The organism is Leifsonia sp. 71-9, assembly GCF_001898805.1.
In the GTDB taxonomy this organism is placed as follows: Bacteria; Actinomycetota; Actinomycetes; order Actinomycetales; family Microbacteriaceae; genus Leifsonia.
The window spans coordinates 1-19,233 of sequence record NZ_MKVJ01000013.1 but is presented as its reverse complement, the minus strand read 5'-3'; the positions used below and the strand labels follow the sequence as shown (position 1 = coordinate 19,233).

Genomic DNA, 19,233 nt, shown 5'->3' with positions numbered 1-19,233 from the left:
CGCGGTGGTCGGAGCGTGCCGGCTCCGGTCGACGCGTCGGGATTTCTTGACGCGTCGGGATTCTCCGACATATAGTCGGACCATGACCACGGACGTCTTCTCGGCACTCGCGAACCCGGTGCGCCGCACCATCCTCGCGGCGCTCCTCGAGCGGCCGCGCACCGTCACGGAGCTGGCCGAGGGCATGCCCGTCGGCCGCCCGGCCGTGTCCGAGCATCTGCAGCTCCTCGTCCGCGTGGGTCTCGTCCGGGACGAGCGGCGCGGCCAGCACCGGGTGTACCACCTCGAGGCGGATCCCCTGCGCGAGATCGGCGAGTGGTTGAACCCCTTCGAACGCTATTGGCGCGACAGGATGCGCGACCTGCGGGCGACCCTCGACGAGCATCCCGACCTCCACAGCACCGAAAGGCGATCATGACCGACGCCCCGCTTCCCGCCGCCATCGAGCACGACGAGTTCCTGCCCTACGAGCCGTCGGCGGTGTGGCGGGCCCTGACCGACCCGGAGCTGGTCGGCCGCTGGTGGGCGGCCGCGGCGGACCTGCGGCCGGAGGTCGGCCATCGCTTCACACTCGACATGGGCGCCTTCGGCGTGCAGCACTGCACGGTGGCGGCCGTCGAGCCCGAGCGCCTGCTGCGCTACACGTTCGCCGAGGGGGTGCTCGACACGACCCTCACGTGGACGCTCGTTCCGGAGGGCACCGGAACCCGGCTCATCCTGCGCCACGAGGGCTTCGACCTCGACAGCCCCCTCGGCCGCCAGGCCTTCGCCGGAATGGGCAAGGGCTGGTCGCTCGTCCTCTCCCGCATCGCGCCCGTCCTGGCCGCATAGGGCGCCCGGGTCGCATCCCGGACGGCGGGCCCGCCTTCCGTGACGAACACGCGCCTCCCGCTCACCGCGATGGGACGGAGTGGTCGTCGCCCTCCGCCGAGGGCGGGCTCCACACGGGCGCGCCGTCGACCGCCTCCGCGAGGCGCCGCGCGATCACGCCGAGCTGGCGCGCCTGGGCGGGCGTGAGGGTGTCGAAGACGAGGCGCTGCACGAGCGCGTCGTGGGCGGGGGAGGAGGCGACCACCTTGTCGTGGCCGTCCGCCGTGAGGACCGCGAGCGTGAACCGCCCGTCCGTCGGGTCGACCTCCCGCCGGACCCAACCCTTCTTCTCGAGGCGCGTGACGGCCCGGGAGAGCCGAGACAGTGTCGAGCTCGCATACCCGGCGAGCGTGCTCATCCGCAGCGTCCGGTCCGGAGCCGTGTCGAGCGCGTAGAGCACGCCGTGCTCGAAGTGGGTGAGGCCGCTGTCGCGCTGCAGCTGGGCGTCGAGTGCCGCCGGCAGCCGCTCCAGCAGTGTGGCGAGGGAGGCCCAGACCTCCAGGTCCTCCCCGCGCAATCCAGCGGGCTCCGGCGGTGTCGACATGTCAGCAGCGTAGGGCCGATTGACTTGCTCAAGCAAGTCACGACGACGACAGTCACTTTCCTGAGCAAGTGAACGGTGCGGATGGAGCGTCGTCCGCGGACAGAGGAGAGCATGGAACTGCAGTTGCACGGCAAGCGCGCGTTCGTCAGCGGGTCGACTCAGGGGATCGGCTACGCCGTCGCGTCGGCGCTCACCGCCGAGGGAGTGGACGTCATCGTCAACGGCCGGGACGCCGCCCGCGTGGAGACGACGGTGGAGCGGTTGCGACGCGAGCATCCCGGGTCCGAGCCGGAAGGGCGCGTCGCGGACTTCGGCGAGCCGGAGCAGGTGGCGCGGCTCCTCGACGGGCTCGCCGACGTCGACATCCTGGTGAACAACGTCGGGCTCTTCGGGCTCGCCCCCTTCGCCTCCATCGACGACGACGAATGGGCCCGCTACCTCGAGGTCAACGTCATGAGCGGTGTACGGCTCTCGCGCCGGCTGCTCGACGGGATGCTCGAGCGCGGCTGGGGCCGGATCGTCTTCATCGGCAGCGAGTCCGGTGTCAACGTGCCGGCGGACATGGTCCACTACGGCGTGACGAAGGCCGCGATGCTCGCCCTCGGCAACGGGCTCGCGAAGCTGACGCGCGGGACCGACGTCACGGTCAACACCGTGCTCGGCGGCCCGACCTACTCCGACGGCGTCGCCGCGACGGTGAGTGCGATCGCCGACGCGCAGGCGCTCCCCGCGGATGCCGTGAAGCAGGCGATCATCCGGCAGAACCGGACGACCCTCCTGGAGCGCTTCCTCGCGCCGGCCGAGATCGCGAACCTCGTGACGTACCTCGCGAGCCCGCTGGCCTCGGCCACGAACGGCGCCGCTCTGCGCGCCGACGGCGGAGTGCTGACCGGGATGCTCTAGCGGCGGTCAGGATCCGGGGGCACGCACATCCGCGGCCCAGACGATGCTGAGCTTCTCCAGCGAGCCGGGCGGGAGCCGGGACGCGGCATCGGAATCGAGACCGTAGACGGCGCGCACGATGACCGCTTTCGCCTGCGCGTCCGCGCGGAGCGAGACGGTGAAGCCGGAGTCGTCGCGTTCGAGGGCGCACTGCGACGACGTGACGCAGTCCACCACGTCCCCGCCGTCGACGGGCGTCCCACCCGGCGAGACCGTGCGGAACTGGCCGATGCTGAGCGTGCGGGGGCGCGAGGCGCCGTCGAGGTGGAGGCGCAAGCGTCCGCCCTCGAACGTGACGGACGGCCGTCCTCCGCTCGACGACTCCACCTGCGGCTTGCCGGCGTGCGGCACGCGGGTGACCTGGGCCGGGTCGATGGCGGTCGTGCCGAGCGTCAACGCGGGCGGGCGATCGGGGAGTGCCTGCGCCCGCGGTGCGCAGCCGGTCGCCGCGACGAGGACCGCGGACGCGACCGCGAGGACCGCGACCGAACGGCGCGGCCTCACGCGTCCGACCAGTCGTCGTCGAATCCGCCGTCGTACCCGTCGTCGCCGAACGTGTCGTCCGCTCCCGGGTCGGCCCGGTGAGATGCGCCGCCGTCGAACAGGCCCGAGATGCCCTGCGCGAGGAGAACGCCGCCCGCGACTCCCGCCGCTCCCGCGGCCGCCGTCTTCAGGAAGCTGCCACCGCCCGAGGCCGCCGGTGCGGGCGCAGTCGCCGGAGCAGGCGACACCGGCGCATCGCCGCGCCGGCCGCCGAAGAACCCGCCGAAGCCCCGGCGCTGCGCTCCGGGCTGCTCGACCGGCTCCGGCGCGGCGGCCCGGGCGCCCTGGCTTCCGCGCTCGGCCGCCTCGAGAGCGAGCTTCTGCACCAGCACGGTCTGCACGAGGAAGTACACGGCGTCGGGCTGCGAGGCGATCAGGTGCGTGATGAGCCCGGCCGACTCGGCATCCTTCTCGACCGGTGAGGCCACACGGATCGACTCCGCGAGGTCGGCGATCATCCTGATGTCGTTGGTGTCCATGAACAGCTCCGATCGGTGACGGGGCGGGCGGTGGGTGCTGGTCCAGCCTCGCCCGCGCGCCCGGCCGCGCACATCCGCCGTTCGGCTGATCCGGGGCCGGGACGATCACCCCCGGCGGGAGGCAGGAACCCGCCGATCGGCGGGTGCGGACGGCAGGCGGGCCGGGTTGCCTGGGAGGGTGACCCGAACGTCCGCCGCCCGCGCGGCCTCCTCCCTGACCGGCCGTGCTGCGCTGATCGCGCTCGGCGCCCTCGGCGTCCTGGCCGTGCTGATCGCCGCGCAGCCCGTCGCGCGGTTCGTCGACGGCCTGTTCGCCGGGACGATCGAGGACGAGTCCGCCCTTGACGACCCGTATCCGAACGAATAGCGCGGGCAGGACGGGTCGCGACCGCCCTCAGTCGGCGACGATCGGGACGGTCATCCGCACGCGGAATCCGCCCTGCGCCGTCGCTCCCGACTCGAAGCCGCCGCCCAGCAGCTCCGCTCGCTCCTTCAGCCCGATGAGCCCGACTCCCGCTCCCGGGAGGGCGAGCGCCGGCCGCGTCGCACGGGTGTTCGTCACCGACACGGTGACGGTCGTGGCGGTCGACGCGAAGTCGATCGTCACGGCGGCGTCGGGAGCGTGCTTGCGCACGTTCGTCAGCGCCTCCTGGACCGTGCGGTAGAGCGCGCGCTGCACGGGAGCGCCGACGCCGTCGGGCAGCTCGCCGCGCACCTCCACCCGGATGCCGCTCGTCTCGATGAGGGAGCGCAGGTCCGACATGGTCGGCTGCGGTGCGAGGCCCGGGCTGGAGCTGCCGGCGACGCGCAGCACCGCGACCATCGACCGCAGTTCGTCGAGGGTGGTGACGCTCAATCGACGGATGGTGCCGCCCGCCTCCCGGGCCTCGGCGCTCGGGCTCGCCACCTGGAGGGCCGCCGCCTGCACCGCGATCAGGCTCACCTGGTGCGACACGACATCGTGCATCTCGCGGGCGAGCTGCGCCCGCTCGCGCGCGAGCACGGACTGCGCGTACAGCTCCCGCTCGTGCTCGCGGGCCTCCTCGATCTCCGCCAGGCGCTTCGCGAGATCCTCCCGGGCCTGCACGAGCTGCCCCAGGAAGACAGGTGCGGCGGCGGTGGCGAGCTGGTAGACGAAGTACACCGCCGTCCCGAACTGGTCGCCGCCGTCGCTCGAGAACGGCCAGGGGAAAACGGTGGAGACGGCGAACGCCCCCGCGCACGCGGCCAGGAGCCAGCGCCGGCGCGAGAGGCGGGAGAGGGTGAACAACGCGATCATCGGAGCCGCGAGCAGGTTCTGCACCAGATTGGAGGGAAGGGTCAGGATGAAGGCCAGCAGCGGTAACCGACGGCGCACGAGCAGGCCGCCGCAGGCGACCGCGGTGAGCACGAGCGTGAGCGGGTCGACGTCGCCTGCGTAGATCAGGGCGTCGGCCACCGCCACGGCGACGGCCAGCAGATCGATCACGAACGGCGGAAGCCGCCGCCAGAGCCGCACGAAGCCGTTCACAGCGCGCCGGGAGCGTCGGCGCCGGCGTCGGTCGCGCCGTCGAGCAGTCCGGCCCGCTGCGCCGCCAGCGCGGCCTGCACCCGGCTGGCGACGCCGAGTTTGGCGAGGATCGAGCTGACGTGGTCCTTGACCGTGCCGGCGCCCAGGAACAGGCGCGCGCCGACCTCGCCGTTGGAGAGCCCGGTGGCGACGAGCCGGAGCACCTCCTTCTCCCGCGCGGTCAGGTCCCGCACCCTGGCGGCCTCCGCGTCGAGCGCCGGCTCGAGCCCGCGGTCGCCGCGCATCAGCGTGGTCGACGCCTTCGGCGACAGCACGACGCCGCCGGCGGCGAGCGCGCGGACGTAGTCGGCCAGCTGCTCCGGCTCCGTGTCCTTGAGCACGAACCCGGCGGCGCCCAGGCGCAGGGCCGTCATGATGTACTCGTCGGCGTCGAACGTCGTCAGCATGGCGACCACCGGTGCGTCCGGCATGCTCCGCAGCGAGTTGAGGACCGCGAGCCCGTCGACGTCGGGCATGCGGATGTCGAGGAGCACGACGTCCGGCCGTTCGCGCCGGATGGTCTGCAGCGCGTCGCCGCCGGTCGCGGTCGCCACCACGTCGATGTCGCCGGCGGCGCTCAGGATGAGGCTGAAGCCCGAACGGACGAGCGCCTCGTCATCGACGACGACGACCCTGATCATGCCGTGCTCCGCTTCCCGGGCCGCGAGGGGCGTCCCGTCCTCTCCGACGTTAGAAGATCCCGCGCCCGCGCGGGGGACGCGCGGCCGGATACCCCCCGATCGGCGGGTGCGGATCCGCCTCCCGGCCGATGCGATCGCGGTGCGGCGGCGGGTTGGCTGGGAGAGTGAACCCGACCATCGACCGAACCGCGCGCCTGCTGCTGCGCCATCCGGTGACCCCCGTCGCCGTCGTGCTGGCGGTCGTCGGTGCGGCGATGTCGGCACCCGCCGCCGCCGAGGGCGATCTCGGGAGCGCGCCCCTCAACATCGTGGCCCTGGTCTCGGCCGTGACCGCGATCGCGCTCTCGGAGCGCGTGGTCGGGACCGCGCGCACGGTCGTCTTCGGCGGCATCGCGGTGATCGCGGCCCTGCTCGTCGGCGACGCCCTGGTGGCCGCCGGCTCGCGCCTGGGCGAGGCCGTCGCCGCGGGCATCGAGGGGGAGCAGCTCTGGGCTCCCTCGCTCGTGACGGCCGCCCTGTTGATGGCGCTGTCCGCACGGCTGCGGCCGCGCCCGCGACAGGCGGTGCGCTGGGGAGTGCTGACCACCTCCGCAGCGCTGCTCCTCTTCGACGGGCACGCCGCCGACGTCGTCCGGCTGCTCTCCGCCCTTGCTGGACTCGCCATCGGCGCCCTCTCCACGCGGACCTCGCGCGATCTGCACGTGCGCACCTCCCTCCTTCCCCGGACCAGGGCGACGGTGTGCGCCCTGCTCTTCCTGATGGGTGCGGGCGCGCTCATCACGCTGCTGCTACCGGAGGCCGACGGCCTGCTCGCTCCCGTCGGGTTCGTGATCGGGCCCGTCGCCAACCTCCTCGTCGGCCTGCTGACCCTGGTGTCGGCCGTCCTGCTGCTCCGCGGGCGGCTGATCGGGGTCGTCCTCGCCGTGGCCGCTCAGACGACCGTGGTCGTGCTCGTCGTGTCGGAGGGCGTCGTCGCGGCCATCGTCAGCGACACCCCTGAGCAGAGCTTCTCGGTCGCCGACCTCGAGTGGTACCTCGGGGCGGTCGTCGCGTGCGCGCTGCCCGCCGGGATGGCGATCGCGCTGATCCTCCTGGCCCGCCGCCTGGTGCGTCGGAGGGCGACACCCGCCGACGCCGACGCCCGCGACCGGATGCGGTCCCTCGTCGTCGAGACGGGCAGCGGCTCCCTCGCGTTCATGGGCACGTGGGAGGGCAACTCCCTCTGGTTCGCGCCGGACGGCGCCGGTGCCGTCGCCTATCGCGTCGGCCGGGGCGTGGCGTTCACGGTGTCCGACCCCGTCGCCCACCCGGGCCGCCGGCTCGACGTGATGCTCGGCTTCGTCGAGCACTGCGAGCGGATGGGCTGGGTGCCGGTGTTCTACAGCGTGCACGACGTGGTCGTCGAGGAGACGGAGCGTCTCGGCTGGGTGCGCACGGCCGTGGGGACCGAGTCCTCGATCGACCTGGCCTCGTTCTCGCTCTCCGGCAAGCGCCGCCAGGACCTGCGGACGGCGGTCAACCGCGCCGGCCGCGAGGGGCTGCGCGCCGAGTGGCGGTCCTTCGCCGACCTGACCGCGCGGCAGCGGGCGGACGTCGAGCGGCTGTGCACGGGCTGGGCCGACCACAAGGCTCTCCCCGAGATGGGCTTCACCCTCGGCGGATTCCCGGAGCTGCAGGACGGCGCCGTACGGCTGATGCTGGCCTACGACGGCGACGGGCGCCTCCACGGGGTGACGAGCTGGCTGCCGGTCTTCCGGGACGGCGCGCTCACCGGCTGGACCCTCGACGTGATGCGGCGGGCCGACGACGCGATGCCCGGGGTCATGGAGTTCCTCATCGCCTCGACCGCCCAGCGGGCCGCCGAGCGGGGCTGCACGACGGTGAGCCTGTCCGGCACGCCCCTGGCCCCGCACGTCGGCGCGGCCGAGACGTTCGTCAACCGGCTGATCCCGCGCCTGGCCACCTGGCTCGAGCCCGCGTACGGCTTCGCCTCCCTCCGCCGGTTCAAGGCCAAGTTCGGGGCGACGGAGCAGCCGCTGTGGATGACCTACCCGACGAGCGGCCAGCTCGCCCGGATCGCACCCGCTCTCGCGGCGGTCTACGTCCCCGACCTCTCGGCGAAGGACCTCGTCCGCCTCGCGCAGCTGCACCCGGCGGATGCGGAGCGATCCGTCTCCGCTCCCCGTCGCTGAACCGGGGGAGTACCGTCGAGGACTGACGGACGGAGGTGGATGTGCCGAGCACCTATGCGGGCCCCGTGCCCGCCGGACTGACGACCGCGGAGTTCGTCCTCCGCCCGATCACGGCGGCCGACGCCGCGAACGATCACGCCGCCCTGATGGACACGCGCGACGACCTGCGGCTCTGGGAGCAGTCGTCGTGGCCCGCGGACGACTTCACCGTCGAGGCGAATCGGGAGGACCTCCAGTCCCTCGAAGCACGCCATGCGGCCGGCCGCGCCTTCACCTACACGGTCGTCGCCCCGGGCACGGGGGAGTGCCTCGGGTGCGTATACCTGTTCCCACCGGACGCGACGTTCCTGACGAAAGCGACGATCACGCCGGTCGGCGCCGATGCGTGGACGGACCTCGACCTCGTCGTCTACTTCTGGACGCGCCGGACGCGGACGCGACCCGGGCTGGACGAGCGCCTCCTCGCCGCACTGCGCGCCTGGCTCGCCGATGAATGGCGGGTCGACCGGTTCGTCGTCGTCACGAACGAGCAGTTCGCCCGGCAGGCGGAGCTGCTCCGTGGCAGTGACCTCCGCCAGCGATTCGAGCTCGTGGAGCCCGGCAAGCCGGGGACCTACCTCGTCTTCGGCTGAGCCTGGCCTCCCGGCCCCGAGCGGACTAGCATCGCGCCATGCCACGCGTCGGAGGCGGGAAGCGGTGAGGCCGTGGGCCTCAGCACTGCAGGCGACCCGATGAGCAGGACGCTGGGGACGACCCGCGACGGTTACGCCGACGCACGGTACCGACCGTCCCCGGCGATCCGGTGGAACGGCTGGTGGTTCCTCCTCGCCATCGCACCGGTCGCCCTCCTCGCCGTGCTCTCGCGCGCCGTCCCCGTGCACCTCCCGTATCCCGTCGCACGTCCTCTGTCCACGGCTCTCGTGGTGATCGTCTACGCCTGGATGGTGGCCACCCTGATCGCCGCGTCCCGCCTTCGCGGGCTGAGGTCGCTCGAGAAGGACTTCGGCTGGGCGATCGAACCCGTCGACGTCGCGATCGGCGCGGGTGCAGCGGTGCTGCTCATCGTCCTCGCCGCGTTGATCGCGCCGCTCGGCACGCCGGAGACCAACCTCCACCTGACGGGGGATCGCGCGTGGGACACGATCGGGGTCTTCCTCCTCCCAACCGTCGTCGCGGCGCCGGTGGAGGAGCTGCTGTTCCGCGGACTGCTGATGCGCTGGATCCGGATCTGGCTCGTGCGGCACCGACCGGCGGCGAACCCGTCCGGTGCGGTGCACGCGAGCGTGCTGCTCTCGGCGGCCGTCTTCGCCGCCGCCCACCTGTACGAGGCGTCCACCCTCGCGGGCGTCGTGAACCTCGGCCTCCAGACCCTGCTGCTCGGGATCGTCGCCGGCTATCTCGCCACACGAACAGCTCGCCTCGGACCGGCCGTGGTCACCCATGGCGTGCACAACGCCATCGTCGGCGTGCTGGCGCTGCTCTCGGCATCCTGAGCCGACGGATGCGACGAGGCAGTTGGACCGGATGAGCGACGAGATGCCCCGACGGACGCGGCGTATGCGGCGCGTAGCCGTCGCGGGCCGCTACCGCTCTACGACCCCGATCGGACGGCGTACTAACTCCGCCCGACCGGGTCGCCGATCATCCGCGATCGCGTCCCTGCGGCGCGAGGGAGGCGATCCACCGCTGCCACCGCACGAGCACCCGCGGCTCGGCGGTGTGCTGGTGCGGGCGGTTGGGGCGCCCCCGGTGTCCTCGGGCGGAATGGGCGTGCTGCTGCGCGGAACGGTCCGCGTCGTGCTCGGGCACACCGGAGATGCGGTGGGTGAGGGTGTGCAGTCGTTCGCTGATCATGATCGGTTCTCTCCTTCGGTGATGCGGTCGGGGACGATGACGAGGCGCGAGCCGCGCAGGTCGGTGCGCTGCCAGGCGTCCGCGATGCGGCTGAGCGGCATCGCGGTGACGTCCACGGTCAGCGCGCCGCTGCGGATCCAGTCGACGACCTGTCCGTAGGCGGTCGCCATGCCGGCGGCCAGGTTGCGGGCGGCGCCGTAGAGCTCGAGGCCGGAGGTGCGGATGGCGTCGGCGGGCAGGGTGATCGCCGACCCCGCGGACTCGCCGATCTGCACGAGACGGGTCGGGGAGGGGAACGTGAACGCGTCGGGCACGAGCGCGCGGACGAGGAGTTCCGTCGGTCGCCCCCACAGGTAGTCGAGCACGACATCGAAGCCGTCGCCCCGCGCAGCGCGATACGCGTCGACCACCTCGTCGTCGGCACCCTCGGTCGTGATGAGCACGTCGGCGCCGAGCGCGCGCAGGCTGTCGAGGGCGGCGGCATCCCGGCCGGTCGCGACGATCCTCCCGGCGCCGAGGAGCTTCGCGATCTGCACCGCGAGCCGTCCGGCCACGCCGGTCGCTCCCTGGATCAGCACCGTCTCGCCGGGCTGCAGACCGGCCGCGGTCCGCATGCTCATCGCGCTGATCGCGGTCGTGAGCACGGCGGCCGTCGTCGCCGGGATGCCCTCGGGGATCGGCGCGGTGAAGCCGGCCGGGACGACGACGTACTCGGCGAGCGCGCCCCGCGGCGGAGTCAGACCGCCGAAGCCGACCAGCGTCCCGTCGGGCAGGCGGCCGATGCCGTCGAAACAAGGGACGGCCGGCAGGCTCGCGGCGAAGGGTCCCGCAGAGAAGTGCGTGCCGGCCACGATCGCCCGATCGACGTTCTCGACCGCGACCGCCTCCACGGCGACGACGACCTCCCGTCGCCCGCCACCGGTGCGGCGACCTCCCGATACTGTGGGGTGCCGCCGATCTGATCGACAACAGCTGCGTACATGTCCACCGTCCTACCGCTGTAAGGATGTTAACCTTACGACGTTAGGATGCGATGTCAAGGAGTCCGATGCCACTCAGCAGAGAAGATGTCGTCTCCGCCGCACTGACGCTCTCGGACGAGCGCGGCGCGGAGTCCCTCACCCTGCGCGCGCTGGCCGCGGTGCTCGGGGTGCAAGCACCGTCGCTCTACACCCACGTGCGAAGCAAGGCGGATCTGTTGGACGCGCTGGGGGACCGGATCATGGACGAGGTGCTCGCGACCGTGGGGCCTCCTGAGGGGGAGACCGGGTGGCGCGAGTGGATGCTGGATGCCGCCCGCGGGCTGCGCGCCGGCCTCCTGCGACACACCGACGGCGCACGGATCGTCGCGAGCGCCCGCTCCTCGCTGCGCCGGGCGGACTTCTCCGAGCGCGCCGTCACCGCATTGATCGACGCGGGCGTGGGCCGACCGGAGGCGCGGCTGACAGTCCTGGCCGTCGAGCGATTCACCGTCGGCTACGTGCTCGAGGAGCAGTCGGCACCACCGGACGACGGGGGAGCGGGGGTCGACCCTGCCGCATTGATGGCGCGACTCCCGAACATGACCGCCGCGATCATCGAGTACTTCGAGCCCGGCCGCACCGCCGACGACCTCTTCGACGACGAGATCCGCCTCATCCTGCGCGGCTGAGCTCCGGGCGGGCGCTGGCGCCACCGGACTTGCACTGCGTGCGTGGTACAAAATTGTGCTACGGTCGTGGCACAAGGCGGGATGCTCCCGCGAGGAACGAGAGGCGCCGATGCTGACTTCCCTGTCAACCTTCCTGTTCGCGATCAAGAGCCTTCTGCCGCTGGAGGTGGCGATCACGTTCGGCGTGATCCTGTTCGCCCTCTCCTGGGTGCGACCGCGGCGCATCGTGTCGTTTCCTCAGGTCGGCCTCCGGCGCTCCATCCTGCTGTGGGCCGGAACCGCGGGCTCGTGTGCGATTGCCCTGACCGCGACGGTCGCCAGCGCGCTCAACGTCGCCGTTCCGGATGCGTCCGGCTTCGACGGCTGGTGGCGTCGTCCCGCGCCGCTGATCGTCGCGACGGTGGTGATCGTGGCTGCGGCCGTGGCGCTGCGCCGCACGCCGCTTCCCGCGCCGGGTGAGCGCGCCATCGCTCCGCGGCGCGCGTGGTACACCTTCGCACCGCCCGCGCTGCTCTGGACCGCAGGCATCGTCGGCGCCCTCACGGCACTGATCGCGGGATGGCAGATCGCCATCGCCACGACCGCGCCCGCGACGGGCCCGTTCTTCGGGAATGTCCCCGACCACTCGACCCTTCCGCTCTACATGAGCTTCAACAGCGGCTTCGGCTACGTGGCTGGCGCCGGGTGGCCGAATCAGCTGGCCACCGTGCTCGCGCTTCTGCTCGCCGCTGTGGTGCTCGTGACCGTGCTGCGGACCGACGCGAATCGCCCTCTGTTCGCCCGCGCGTCGGCGCCGAGCGTGCGGCCCGAGCGGGAATCCACGGCGCGGCTGCTCACTCTGCTTCTGCTCGCCGGGCTCACCGCCACCGCCGGCGCCGTCTTGATGCACGTCGGCGCGGTCGGCACCTCCCTCGTCGGTCTCGAGGGCTCCGTGGTCTCGGGTGACGCGTCGAGCCCGCGTGTGCTGATCGACGGCGGGTACAGCGCCGTGGCTCGACCGATGAACCTCGTCGGCTACCTGCTGCAGGGAGCCGGAGTGGCGCTCGCGCTCCGGCTCGCCGTGGACAGCGTGCGGGCCGCCCGTGCCGGCCGCGCCGCGCCGCCCGTCGCCGCTGCCGCGCTCAGCGGGGCGTCGCGATGACGACGGGTCCGTCGTTCTCGGCCGACGACATCGCCGATCGTTTCCGCGGGGCGATCCGATCCGGCCTCCTCGGCGACGGCGAGCGCCTCCCCACCGTCCGTCAGACCGCGCGGGACTTCGGCGTCGCGCAGGCCACCGCCGCGAAGGCGTACCGCGCCCTCGAACAGGACGGCTTCGTCGTCACGCGGACCGCGGCCGGGACGCGCGTCGCTCCGGGCGCATCCAGTGCCCCGCAGCCGGTCATCGAACGCGCCCGGGCGCTCGCGGAGGCGGCCAGGGAGGCGGGCGTCGCGCTCGACGACCTGCTCGCCATCGTCCGCAGTATCTCGACCCACGAGGCGGTCGCGCACGCGGAGGCGATCGAGCGGGGGACCGCCTCGCGGTCGTGAGCCGCCGAGGTTCAGCCCGTCGGCCGAGCTGGGCCCTCCGCGGACTAGGCTCGAGGACAGCTGGAGGATGGACGACGGGGGAGGGGCATGTCGGCGATCGAATGGGCGCTGCTCGAACTCGCCATGTCGGCCGACCCGGTCGGTCGCGTCTCGGCACTCGTTGTGGTCGCGACGGTGCTCGTGGCCTTCGGCCTCGCCGCCGTCGTCATCGCGGGCGCGGCGCGGACCGTGGTCCGATCGGGTGCGACACCCGCGACGGTGACGCATCCCGGCCGCCGGTTCGCAGCGATTCCCGCGGCGCCGCCCGGTGCGGTCTGGCGTCTCCCGCTCTCCGGCCGTCCTGCTCCGCGTGCTCCCGGCGGCGTGCTCCGCCGGCCCCTGCGCGCGCTCTGACGATCACGTCCGCCCGCAGTGCGGATCGGCACACGACCGATCTTCCACTGAGCACGGACGGACATCATGCACCGCACCTCCCTCTGGCGACGCCTGCACACGCGCGCCACCCTCTTCAGCGGCTGGACCTGGGTCGCCGCCGGATGCCTGATCGGCTTCGAGATGTTGGACGTCGTCTTCGGCGCGTTCATCCTCGCCCCGGAGTTGCTGCCGCTGGCCATCCTCGGCCTCGCGCTCGTCTGGCAGTTCCGCGATCGGTTGCGGCGCGCCCGCGTCAGTCTCCGCGTCCGGGTCCGGCTCGCCCGCGTGCGTCGGCGGACCTCTCAGCGACGCGCGCGGTAGCGCACGTGCAGCACTCCGTCTCCTGGGACGACCTCCTCGGGTCCGCCCAGCAGGTGCTGCGCGTCGACCGAGCCGAAGTACCGGATGCCGGAGCCGATCACGACCGGCACGACATCCATCCGCACCTCGTCGACGAGCCCGGCCGCGAACGCCTGCCCTCCGACATCCCCGGCGGCCACCTCGACGAGACGGTCGCCCGCGAGCTCCTGCGCTCTCGCGATGGCGGCCGCGATTCCGTCGACGAAGTGGAACGGCGCCGCGGGATCCCACCCGTCCGGTGCCGGTCGATGGGAGACGACGACCACGTGGTCGATCCCGCTCGGCGGCGTCCCGTCCCACCCGTCCGTCAGGTCGAAGACGCGGCGGCCGGCGACGGTGACGCCGATCCGGTCCCAGTAGGGCCGCACGTAGTCGTAGGAGGTCTGCGAGACCTTGAGCACACCGCTCTCGTCCAGCGGCACATCGCCGCCGAGCAGCCAGTCGAACAGTACTCCCGGCTGATCCTCGTCGTCGGCGATGAACCCGTCCACTGACACCGACGCGTACATGACGACGTTCCCCACGGATCGCTCCTTCGCTCAGCTGGCCCTACCGTAGCGTGTCGTGCCCCACGCGCCGAGGGCGGGGCCGCGACAACCGGCGCCGTGCGGCGTACTCTGTCGGCCAGGCATCCGACCGGGGCGACCCGCCCCTGACCATCAGGCACGAGGACCCGTGGCAGAGAAGCACTCTCGCAAGCCGAGATCCCTGCGCGGCTGGCGCGCGGCCGGCATCGCCTCCTACGCCATCGGACTCGTGGTCGGCGCGAGCGTCCTCCTCTTCACCCCCTTCCCCCAGTGGGGAGCCCTCTCCCTTGTGCCGTTCACCGCGCTCGGCAGCTGGCTGTTCTGGCGCGGCACCAGTGCCCCGCGTGCGCGACGCCGACTGTGATGGTGGCTCGGGATCGAACCGCCTCTATCCGTCTGGCACGCGATCGGCGATGATGGTGGGGCTGCCGGAGGGGGAGGGCACCATGGTCGCATCCGACATCTCGACGGGCCTGAGCGGGAGGCCACGCGTCCTCGGCCGGACGCTGGCGTCGATCGGCGTCGGCATCCTCGTCGGCGCGCTGTACGACTACGCCATCGCCGTGGCGGCGAGCGCCCCCGTCCCGGGCGGGTTCACGACGCCTCCGCTGACGCTGGCCCTGATCGCCATCGTGGCAGCCCTCGCGGTCGCTACCGCCTGGCGCTGGCCGGTCGTCGGCCTCACGGCCGGCATCGTCGTTCTCGGGCTCGTGGCGTTCGCCGTCGGCGGGCGGATCGGGTGGACTCCGTACGGGTACGACTGGTGGAGTCCGTTCAACGCCGTGGCGTTCGGGGCCGCCAGCGGCTACCCGACGATCGTCGGCGCCACCATGATCACCAGCGCCGCCCTGAGCCTGCGCCGGACGCACCAACCCGTGGGGGAGTAGGTGCCCAGCTCGTGACCGCCTCCGCAGCGGGGTGCTCGCGCCTGTGCTCGGTGCTCGCCACGCGGGTGAGACAATCTCCTGCATGGCGTCCTTCATCTTCATCTATCGGGCTGGCCCCGACCCGATTCCGGCCGAGCGGATGGAGGAGAACCGGGCGGCCTGGCGAGCCTGGAACGCCGCCCTCCAGGAGGACTACGGCATCCACGCCGCCGACGGAAAGCTGGTGGCGCGAGCTCAGGCCTGATCGTCGATTCTCTCGGCGTCGGCGGCGCCCTCTACGGCGGCGGAGGATTACTTGTCGACGCCATCGGAACCGTCAAAGACAGTGGAGGATGCGACTATTGTCCCAAGACCAACAACCAAGTGGAAGTCGATTCGCCCCGCGCAGCGCTCCCGAGCGGTGGGGCGGCAGGCTGAGCGCCGAGGCCCTGGCGCGCTACAAGCAGACGAACGTCCTTCTGACCGTGTTCCTGGTCTGGGGCGTCGCCGGACTGGTCGCCACTGTGGCAGTCAGCCTGGCTCAGGGACACACGAACTACTTCCTCGGCCTCACCTACACGGCAGTCTCGGCCCTCCTCGGGGTCTTGGCGCTCGTCGAGTACCACCGTCTCAAGATCGCCGTTGCAAAGCAATATCAACTAACCAAACGGGACGCGCGACGCCTGAGCATCTGGGATGCGCCTTCCTTCGACCAGTCTCTCCAACGCGTCACTAACGCAAGACAGGACCGCCCGAGCACTCGATAGCACGTAAGTGCTCGTCGACCTCAACCCTCACCCGTCTGGTCCCACCACGACAAGTGAGAATAGATCGGTTACGGGTTGACGGATAGGGGGATGCGGTCCTGGCGGCCGAGCAGGCGGTGGTCAGCAGGGCGATCAGGAGCGGAACGACCGCGGAGGCTCGGTGGATCCTGCGACGCATGGCGGCTCCTTCGGAAGTCGCGGTCCGGGGCTGGGATGACCAGAGGTACGTGGTGTGAGTCTGTCCGCCGTTGCCGAGTGCAGGGATGGCGATGTCTGGCCGGCACGCCCCCGTGCGAGTGCCACCCGGCTACCGCCTCCATGACTGAACCTGTCTTTGGTTGTAGGGCGGTCACTTCCCGACCTGTCAGCGCTCTGTCTGGCTGGAAGCGCCTATGGGAGCGCGCGGGCATTCCTACCTGAGGGCGGCCGCAAGAACGATAATGGCGCATGGCGTCCTTCATCTTCATCTACCGGGCTGGCCCCGACCCGATTCCGGCCGAGCGGATGGAGGAGAACCGGGCGGCCTGGCGAGCCTGGAACGCCGCCCTCCAGGAGGACTACGGCATCCACGCCGCCGGCGGAAAGCTGGTGACCGCCGACGGCGTCAGCGACTACACCGGCGATGTCCGCGGCGCGTCGATGGTGGAGTTCGACTCCCTCGAGGCGGCGATCGAGATGGCCACGAAGAGCCCCAACCTCGCATTCGGCGGCAGCGTCGACGTGCTGCCGGAGTTCTGACAGAGCGCCAGGCACGCGGGAGCGGGAAGGGGAGTCGGCGCGGAGCTGGTCGTCAGGAGCAGTCGCACGGCGGCTCGGCCCCGCCAATGCCAACCGGTACGCCTTCGCCGGCGGCGACCCCATCAACAACGATGACCCGTCGGGCATGTGTTCACATGGTGCCAGTACTACCGCAAACGTGTTCGGAGCCGTCTCCCTCGGGGCCCGCCGCTGTCGGTAGCCGAGCGGATGGAGGAGAACCGGGCGGCCTGGCGAGCCTGGAACGCCGCCCTCCAGGAGGACTACGGCATCCACGCCGCCGGCGGAAAGCTGGTGACCGCCGACGGCGTCAGCGACTACACCGGCGATGTCCGCGGCGCGTCGATGGTGGAGTTCGACTCCCTCGAGGCGGCGATCGAGATGGCCACGAAGAGCCCCAACCTCGCATTCGGCGGCAGCGTCGACGTGCTGCCGGAGTTCTGACAGAGCGCCAGGCACGCGGGAGCGGGAAGGGGAGTCGGCGCGGAGCTGGTCGTCAGGAGCAGTCGCACGGCGGCTCGGCCCCGCCAATGCCAACCGGTACGCCTTCGCCGGCGGCGACCCCATCAACAACGATGACCCGTCGGGCATGTGTTCACATGGTGCCAGTACTACCGCAAACGTGTTCGGAGCCGTCTCCCTCGGGGCCCGCCGCTGTCGGTACTGTCGCGGATGGAGTAGCTGCGGTTGCGGCGGCTCCTGTGACCGGAGGAGCGAGCCTTGCGGCTGGCGCTGCGGGTGCGGTATCCCTTGCCACGGCCGCCCCCGGTGTTCTCATCGGATTCGCATGCGGATAGTGGTGGAACCGGGAGGCGGGAGCAACCGTGACCAAGAGGACAGCGTTCTTCTACGTACTTGGCCTCACCGTTTTGGTGATCGTCGTGACAGTGGTCGTTTTCCTGATACCGCTGCCTCGTGGCACAGGAGATCAGTGGAGCGCGGCCGGCCTCATTGGGGCCGTGGCGGTCCTGCTTGTCGCGCTTGTGTTCCTTTATGTGCTTCGGCCCCGCACATGGCGATAAGCAGAGGTCAGGCAATCGATCTGTTGTCGCGCTGCTCCTAGGCGGAGTGCTGGGGGCGTCGCCGTACGGCCGCTGGGTTCACCCCGTTCGGGGGTCATCCGCGCCGAGTGTCTTGCGCGGGGTAGACCGTCGGGTACGGAATTCGTTCAGCCTAATCCGCCCATCCGGTGCGATTGACGCCAGTCGGTTACGCGATCCTGTCCTATTCGCCAGCCGGAACGGCGACAGCCGATAGCTGGATGCCGAGAGAGTCGTGCGCCGCCTGTTTCACTGCTAGCGGGGAGGAATGAACCCATGCTGAGCAAACAAGCGACGAATCGCATCGTGGAATTGTGGACGCTCGGCATCGGGGCAGTCGTTGCTCTCGTGTGTCTCCTGGTCTCTATTGCGAACATCTCACTGCTCGAAGCAAACGCCTGGTGGGCGATATTGGCGAGTGCCGCGCTGACGCTGTTCTGCTTAGGGATGCTGGCATATCGGCTTCTAGGCCGGCGCCCTGAGGGCCGCTAAAGTCCTCAGGGCGATGCGGATCGTTACCGCAACGCTCCCGCGATTTCTACAGACGATCTGCATATCATGCAGGGCTACAACGTCAACACCAACCAGGCCTACCTGCTCAGCGACCCCAAGACCGGGCAACCGATCATGCTCTCCACCAGCGCCGACCAGGACTGCCTCTACGTCATGGACGGCATCGGCAACCCCGTCGGGCTGATGACCGACTTCGCCCTGAGCTCCTACACGTACACGTTCGACCCCTACGGGGCGGCGAACCTCACCACTGGCGGCACCGGCAACGGGGCAGCACAGAACCCCTACCTGTTCAAAGCCGGCATCCAAGACCGTGCCACCGGCCTGGTCAAATTCGGCCTCCGCTGGTACAACCCGGTGACGGGCACCTGGACCCAACAAGACACCCTCGACACACCGCTCGACCCCGCCAACGCCAACCGATACGCGTACGCCGGCGGCGACCCCATCAACGGCAACGCCCCGGGTGGACTGGATGCCACACTGGGTGACTATGCGGGAAGTTGTTTGGTCAGTGGTGGCGTAGACGTGCTCGTTGGACTGGTGGGACCTGACTGGACGGGCGTAGGGCTCGGCGCAGCGTTTGCGATTGGCTGTGCGCAAGGGGTCGCATCCACCGCCATCGACGAGGCGACCGACTCGTACGAAGGAACTGACGCAGACATCGGCGCTACGGGCATCGAATTGGGCCTCAACCTCGCAGCTCGGTTTCCCTTGTGACCGGCTGGGCCTGGGTCCTCGTCCCCGTCTTCCTCCTCTTGCTCACCGCCGGCGGTTGGTTCGTGACGGGCGGGCTCGGCAGAAGGCAACGAGCAAGAACTGGCCGTGTCAACCGCGGTGGCCCAGTCACGGTCGCCGTCGTGAGCGCGCTCATGCTCGTGGCCATCGGATTCGGGGTTTACCTTCTCCTTCAGGGCCAGTGAGCCGGCCCTCAGATGGACGGCATCGGCAACCCCGTCGGCCTGATCACCGACTTCGCCCTGAGCTCCTACACGTACACCTTCGACCCCTACGGGGCGGCCAACCTCACCGCCGGCGGCACCGGCAACGGGGCAGCACAGAACCCCTACCTATTCAAAGCCGGCATCCAAGACCGCGCCACCGGCCTGGTCAAATTCGGCCTCCGCTGGTACAACCCGGTGACGGGCACCTGGACCCAACAAGACACCCTCGACACACCGCTCGACCCCGCCAA

The 19,233-nt window shown here is 71.1% G+C and carries 29 protein-coding genes; 21 read left to right on the top strand and 8 right to left on the bottom strand.

Features of this window, described 5'->3' with window-relative positions; genetic code table 11:
* Positions 1 to 82: 82 nt before the first annotated feature.
* Both BGO91_RS06560 and BGO91_RS06555 read left to right on the top strand, forming a co-directional pair.
* On the top strand, positions 83 to 418 hold the full coding sequence (locus BGO91_RS06560) for a metalloregulator ArsR/SmtB family transcription factor (protein WP_290471999.1): 336 nt from the start codon (positions 83 to 85) through the stop codon (positions 416 to 418).
* Positions 415 to 831 carry an SRPBCC domain-containing protein gene (locus BGO91_RS06555; RefSeq protein WP_290471998.1) on the top strand — a complete coding sequence of 139 codons (417 nt, stop codon included), beginning with the start codon at positions 415 to 417 and terminating at the stop codon, positions 829 to 831. Before BGO91_RS06560 ends, BGO91_RS06555 begins: the two co-directional genes overlap by 4 nt.
* A 61-nt stretch (positions 832 to 892) precedes the next feature.
* Here BGO91_RS06555 and BGO91_RS06550 read toward each other — a convergent pair whose 3' ends face one another.
* Positions 893 to 1,414, bottom strand: a complete 522-nt coding sequence (locus BGO91_RS06550) for a MarR family transcriptional regulator (protein WP_290471997.1) — start codon at positions 1,412 to 1,414, stop codon at positions 893 to 895.
* 111 nt (positions 1,415 to 1,525) lie between these two features.
* Between BGO91_RS06550 and BGO91_RS06545 the strand changes: the two genes are divergently transcribed.
* Positions 1,526 to 2,317 (top strand): SDR family NAD(P)-dependent oxidoreductase, encoded by a 792-nt coding sequence (locus BGO91_RS06545; protein ID WP_290471996.1) that lies wholly within the window; start codon positions 1,526 to 1,528, stop codon positions 2,315 to 2,317.
* 6 nt (positions 2,318 to 2,323) lie between these two features.
* Here BGO91_RS06545 and BGO91_RS06540 read toward each other — a convergent pair whose 3' ends face one another.
* Together BGO91_RS06540 and BGO91_RS06535 are read right to left on the bottom strand one after the other, a co-directional pair.
* Positions 2,324 to 2,860, bottom strand: a complete 537-nt coding sequence (locus tag BGO91_RS06540; protein ID WP_290471995.1) for a hypothetical protein — start codon at positions 2,858 to 2,860, stop codon at positions 2,324 to 2,326.
* Complete coding sequence (locus BGO91_RS06535; RefSeq protein WP_290471994.1) at positions 2,857 to 3,378, bottom strand: DUF2076 family protein; 522 nt, start codon at positions 3,376 to 3,378, stop codon at positions 2,857 to 2,859. The genes BGO91_RS06540 and BGO91_RS06535 overlap by 4 nt, the downstream gene beginning before the upstream one ends.
* A gap of 178 nt (positions 3,379 to 3,556) precedes the next feature.
* Between BGO91_RS06535 and BGO91_RS06530 the strand changes: the two genes are divergently transcribed.
* Positions 3,557 to 3,745 (top strand): hypothetical protein, encoded by a 189-nt coding sequence (locus BGO91_RS06530; protein WP_290471993.1) that lies wholly within the window; start codon positions 3,557 to 3,559, stop codon positions 3,743 to 3,745.
* Between the two features lie 27 nt (positions 3,746 to 3,772).
* Here the strand turns inward: BGO91_RS06530 and BGO91_RS06525 are convergent, their stop codons facing one another.
* Positions 3,773 to 4,888: a histidine kinase gene (locus tag BGO91_RS06525; protein WP_290471992.1), complete on the bottom strand. Its 1,116-nt coding sequence runs from the start codon at positions 4,886 to 4,888 to the stop codon at positions 3,773 to 3,775.
* On the bottom strand, positions 4,885 to 5,568 hold the full coding sequence (locus BGO91_RS06520) for a response regulator transcription factor (protein ID WP_290471991.1): 684 nt from the start codon (positions 5,566 to 5,568) through the stop codon (positions 4,885 to 4,887). Before BGO91_RS06520 ends, BGO91_RS06525 begins: the two co-directional genes overlap by 4 nt.
* Positions 5,569 to 5,732: 164 nt before the next feature.
* On the opposite strand from BGO91_RS06520, the gene BGO91_RS06515 reads away from it, so the two are divergent.
* From BGO91_RS06515 to BGO91_RS06505, 3 genes are all read left to right on the top strand, one after another.
* Positions 5,733 to 7,760 (top strand): bifunctional lysylphosphatidylglycerol flippase/synthetase MprF, encoded by a 2,028-nt coding sequence (locus BGO91_RS06515; protein WP_290471990.1) that lies wholly within the window; start codon positions 5,733 to 5,735, stop codon positions 7,758 to 7,760.
* A 41-nt stretch (positions 7,761 to 7,801) separates the two neighbouring features.
* Positions 7,802 to 8,392, top strand: coding sequence for an N-acetyltransferase (locus BGO91_RS06510; RefSeq protein ID WP_290471989.1), 591 nt, complete (start codon positions 7,802 to 7,804; stop codon positions 8,390 to 8,392).
* Between the two features lie 99 nt (positions 8,393 to 8,491).
* Positions 8,492 to 9,253, top strand: coding sequence for a type II CAAX endopeptidase family protein (locus tag BGO91_RS06505; RefSeq protein WP_290471988.1), 762 nt, complete (start codon positions 8,492 to 8,494; stop codon positions 9,251 to 9,253).
* Between the two features lie 148 nt (positions 9,254 to 9,401).
* Here BGO91_RS06505 and BGO91_RS06500 read toward each other — a convergent pair whose 3' ends face one another.
* Both BGO91_RS06500 and BGO91_RS06495 read right to left on the bottom strand, forming a co-directional pair.
* Positions 9,402 to 9,614 carry a hypothetical protein gene (locus BGO91_RS06500; protein WP_290471987.1) on the bottom strand — a complete coding sequence of 71 codons (213 nt, stop codon included), beginning with the start codon at positions 9,612 to 9,614 and terminating at the stop codon, positions 9,402 to 9,404.
* Positions 9,611 to 10,504, bottom strand: coding sequence for a zinc-binding dehydrogenase (locus BGO91_RS06495; RefSeq protein ID WP_290471986.1), 894 nt, complete (start codon positions 10,502 to 10,504; stop codon positions 9,611 to 9,613). Before BGO91_RS06495 ends, BGO91_RS06500 begins: the two co-directional genes overlap by 4 nt.
* A gap of 158 nt (positions 10,505 to 10,662) precedes the next feature.
* On the opposite strand from BGO91_RS06495, the gene BGO91_RS06490 reads away from it, so the two are divergent.
* The 5 genes from BGO91_RS06490 to BGO91_RS06470 all read left to right on the top strand — a co-directional run bounded on the left by BGO91_RS06490 (position 10,663) and on the right by BGO91_RS06470 (position 13,530).
* Positions 10,663 to 11,265 carry a TetR/AcrR family transcriptional regulator C-terminal domain-containing protein gene (locus BGO91_RS06490; protein WP_290471985.1) on the top strand — a complete coding sequence of 201 codons (603 nt, stop codon included), beginning with the start codon at positions 10,663 to 10,665 and terminating at the stop codon, positions 11,263 to 11,265.
* A gap of 109 nt (positions 11,266 to 11,374) precedes the next feature.
* Positions 11,375 to 12,406 carry a hypothetical protein gene (locus BGO91_RS06485; protein ID WP_290471984.1) on the top strand — a complete coding sequence of 344 codons (1,032 nt, stop codon included), beginning with the start codon at positions 11,375 to 11,377 and terminating at the stop codon, positions 12,404 to 12,406.
* Positions 12,403 to 12,795 (top strand): GntR family transcriptional regulator, encoded by a 393-nt coding sequence (locus BGO91_RS06480; RefSeq protein WP_290471983.1) that lies wholly within the window; start codon positions 12,403 to 12,405, stop codon positions 12,793 to 12,795. Before BGO91_RS06485 ends, BGO91_RS06480 begins: the two co-directional genes overlap by 4 nt.
* An 87-nt stretch (positions 12,796 to 12,882) precedes the next feature.
* On the top strand, positions 12,883 to 13,188 hold the full coding sequence (locus tag BGO91_RS06475; protein ID WP_290471982.1) for a hypothetical protein: 306 nt from the start codon (positions 12,883 to 12,885) through the stop codon (positions 13,186 to 13,188).
* A 66-nt stretch (positions 13,189 to 13,254) separates the two neighbouring features.
* Positions 13,255 to 13,530, top strand: coding sequence for a hypothetical protein (locus tag BGO91_RS06470; protein WP_290471981.1), 276 nt, complete (start codon positions 13,255 to 13,257; stop codon positions 13,528 to 13,530).
* Here BGO91_RS06470 and BGO91_RS06465 read toward each other — a convergent pair.
* Positions 13,512 to 14,093, bottom strand: a complete 582-nt coding sequence (locus tag BGO91_RS06465) for a dihydrofolate reductase (protein ID WP_290471980.1) — start codon at positions 14,091 to 14,093, stop codon at positions 13,512 to 13,514. The two genes, BGO91_RS06470 and BGO91_RS06465, sit on opposite strands and share 19 nt — an antisense overlap.
* A gap of 151 nt (positions 14,094 to 14,244) precedes the next feature.
* Here BGO91_RS06465 and BGO91_RS06460 point away from each other — a divergent pair, with 151 nt between their 5' ends.
* From BGO91_RS06460 to BGO91_RS06420, 9 genes are all read left to right on the top strand, one after another.
* Positions 14,245 to 14,460, top strand: coding sequence for a hypothetical protein (locus BGO91_RS06460; protein ID WP_290471979.1), 216 nt, complete (start codon positions 14,245 to 14,247; stop codon positions 14,458 to 14,460).
* Between the two features lie 82 nt (positions 14,461 to 14,542).
* Positions 14,543 to 14,983 carry a hypothetical protein gene (locus BGO91_RS06455; protein WP_290471978.1) on the top strand — a complete coding sequence of 147 codons (441 nt, stop codon included), beginning with the start codon at positions 14,543 to 14,545 and terminating at the stop codon, positions 14,981 to 14,983.
* An 82-nt stretch (positions 14,984 to 15,065) separates the two neighbouring features.
* Positions 15,066 to 15,227 carry a hypothetical protein gene (locus tag BGO91_RS06450; protein ID WP_290471977.1) on the top strand — a complete coding sequence of 54 codons (162 nt, stop codon included), beginning with the start codon at positions 15,066 to 15,068 and terminating at the stop codon, positions 15,225 to 15,227.
* A 97-nt stretch (positions 15,228 to 15,324) separates the two neighbouring features.
* On the top strand, positions 15,325 to 15,729 hold the full coding sequence (locus tag BGO91_RS06445; protein WP_290471976.1) for a hypothetical protein: 405 nt from the start codon (positions 15,325 to 15,327) through the stop codon (positions 15,727 to 15,729).
* Between the two features lie 447 nt (positions 15,730 to 16,176).
* Entirely contained in the window at positions 16,177 to 16,467 is a 291-nt protein-coding gene (locus tag BGO91_RS06440; protein ID WP_290471975.1) for a YciI family protein, read from the top strand.
* 228 nt (positions 16,468 to 16,695) lie between these two features.
* Positions 16,696 to 16,929 (top strand): YciI family protein, encoded by a 234-nt coding sequence (locus tag BGO91_RS06435; RefSeq protein WP_290471974.1) that lies wholly within the window; start codon positions 16,696 to 16,698, stop codon positions 16,927 to 16,929.
* Positions 16,930 to 17,801: 872 nt separating this feature from the next.
* Complete coding sequence (locus tag BGO91_RS06430; RefSeq protein WP_290471973.1) at positions 17,802 to 18,017, top strand: hypothetical protein; 216 nt, start codon at positions 17,802 to 17,804, stop codon at positions 18,015 to 18,017.
* A gap of 66 nt (positions 18,018 to 18,083) precedes the next feature.
* Positions 18,084 to 18,758, top strand: coding sequence for an RHS repeat-associated core domain-containing protein (locus BGO91_RS06425; protein WP_290471972.1), 675 nt, complete (start codon positions 18,084 to 18,086; stop codon positions 18,756 to 18,758).
* Between the two features lie 215 nt (positions 18,759 to 18,973).
* Positions 18,974 to 19,233 (top strand): RHS repeat-associated core domain-containing protein (locus tag BGO91_RS06420; RefSeq protein WP_290471971.1); only part of this gene is annotated, 260 nt, incomplete at its 3' end.

Coding starts and splice junctions, on each gene's coding strand:
- BGO91_RS06560 (WP_290471999.1), top strand. CDS start 83: ATGACCACGGACGTCTTCTCGGCACTCGCGAACCCGGTGCGCCGCACC.
- BGO91_RS06555 (WP_290471998.1), top strand. CDS start 415: ATGACCGACGCCCCGCTTCCCGCCGCCATCGAGCACGACGAGTTCCTG.
- BGO91_RS06550 (WP_290471997.1), bottom strand. CDS start 1,414: ATGTCGACACCGCCGGAGCCCGCTGGATTGCGCGGGGAGGACCTGGAG.
- BGO91_RS06545 (WP_290471996.1), top strand. CDS start 1,526: ATGGAACTGCAGTTGCACGGCAAGCGCGCGTTCGTCAGCGGGTCGACT.
- BGO91_RS06535 (WP_290471994.1), bottom strand. CDS start 3,378: ATGGACACCAACGACATCAGGATGATCGCCGACCTCGCGGAGTCGATC.
- BGO91_RS06520 (WP_290471991.1), bottom strand. CDS start 5,568: ATGATCAGGGTCGTCGTCGTCGATGACGAGGCGCTCGTCCGTTCGGGC.
- BGO91_RS06505 (WP_290471988.1), top strand. CDS start 8,492: ATGAGCAGGACGCTGGGGACGACCCGCGACGGTTACGCCGACGCACGG.
- BGO91_RS06500 (WP_290471987.1), bottom strand. CDS start 9,614: ATGATCAGCGAACGACTGCACACCCTCACCCACCGCATCTCCGGTGTG.
- BGO91_RS06490 (WP_290471985.1), top strand. CDS start 10,663: ATGCCACTCAGCAGAGAAGATGTCGTCTCCGCCGCACTGACGCTCTCG.
- BGO91_RS06485 (WP_290471984.1), top strand. CDS start 11,375: ATGCTGACTTCCCTGTCAACCTTCCTGTTCGCGATCAAGAGCCTTCTG.
- BGO91_RS06480 (WP_290471983.1), top strand. CDS start 12,403: ATGACGACGGGTCCGTCGTTCTCGGCCGACGACATCGCCGATCGTTTC.
- BGO91_RS06475 (WP_290471982.1), top strand. CDS start 12,883: ATGTCGGCGATCGAATGGGCGCTGCTCGAACTCGCCATGTCGGCCGAC.
- BGO91_RS06470 (WP_290471981.1), top strand. CDS start 13,255: ATGCACCGCACCTCCCTCTGGCGACGCCTGCACACGCGCGCCACCCTC.
- BGO91_RS06455 (WP_290471978.1), top strand. CDS start 14,543: ATGGTCGCATCCGACATCTCGACGGGCCTGAGCGGGAGGCCACGCGTC.
- BGO91_RS06450 (WP_290471977.1), top strand. CDS start 15,066: ATGGCGTCCTTCATCTTCATCTATCGGGCTGGCCCCGACCCGATTCCG.
- BGO91_RS06440 (WP_290471975.1), top strand. CDS start 16,177: ATGGCGTCCTTCATCTTCATCTACCGGGCTGGCCCCGACCCGATTCCG.
- BGO91_RS06435 (WP_290471974.1), top strand. CDS start 16,696: ATGGAGGAGAACCGGGCGGCCTGGCGAGCCTGGAACGCCGCCCTCCAG.
- BGO91_RS06430 (WP_290471973.1), top strand. CDS start 17,802: ATGCTGAGCAAACAAGCGACGAATCGCATCGTGGAATTGTGGACGCTC.
- BGO91_RS06425 (WP_290471972.1), top strand. CDS start 18,084: ATGCAGGGCTACAACGTCAACACCAACCAGGCCTACCTGCTCAGCGAC.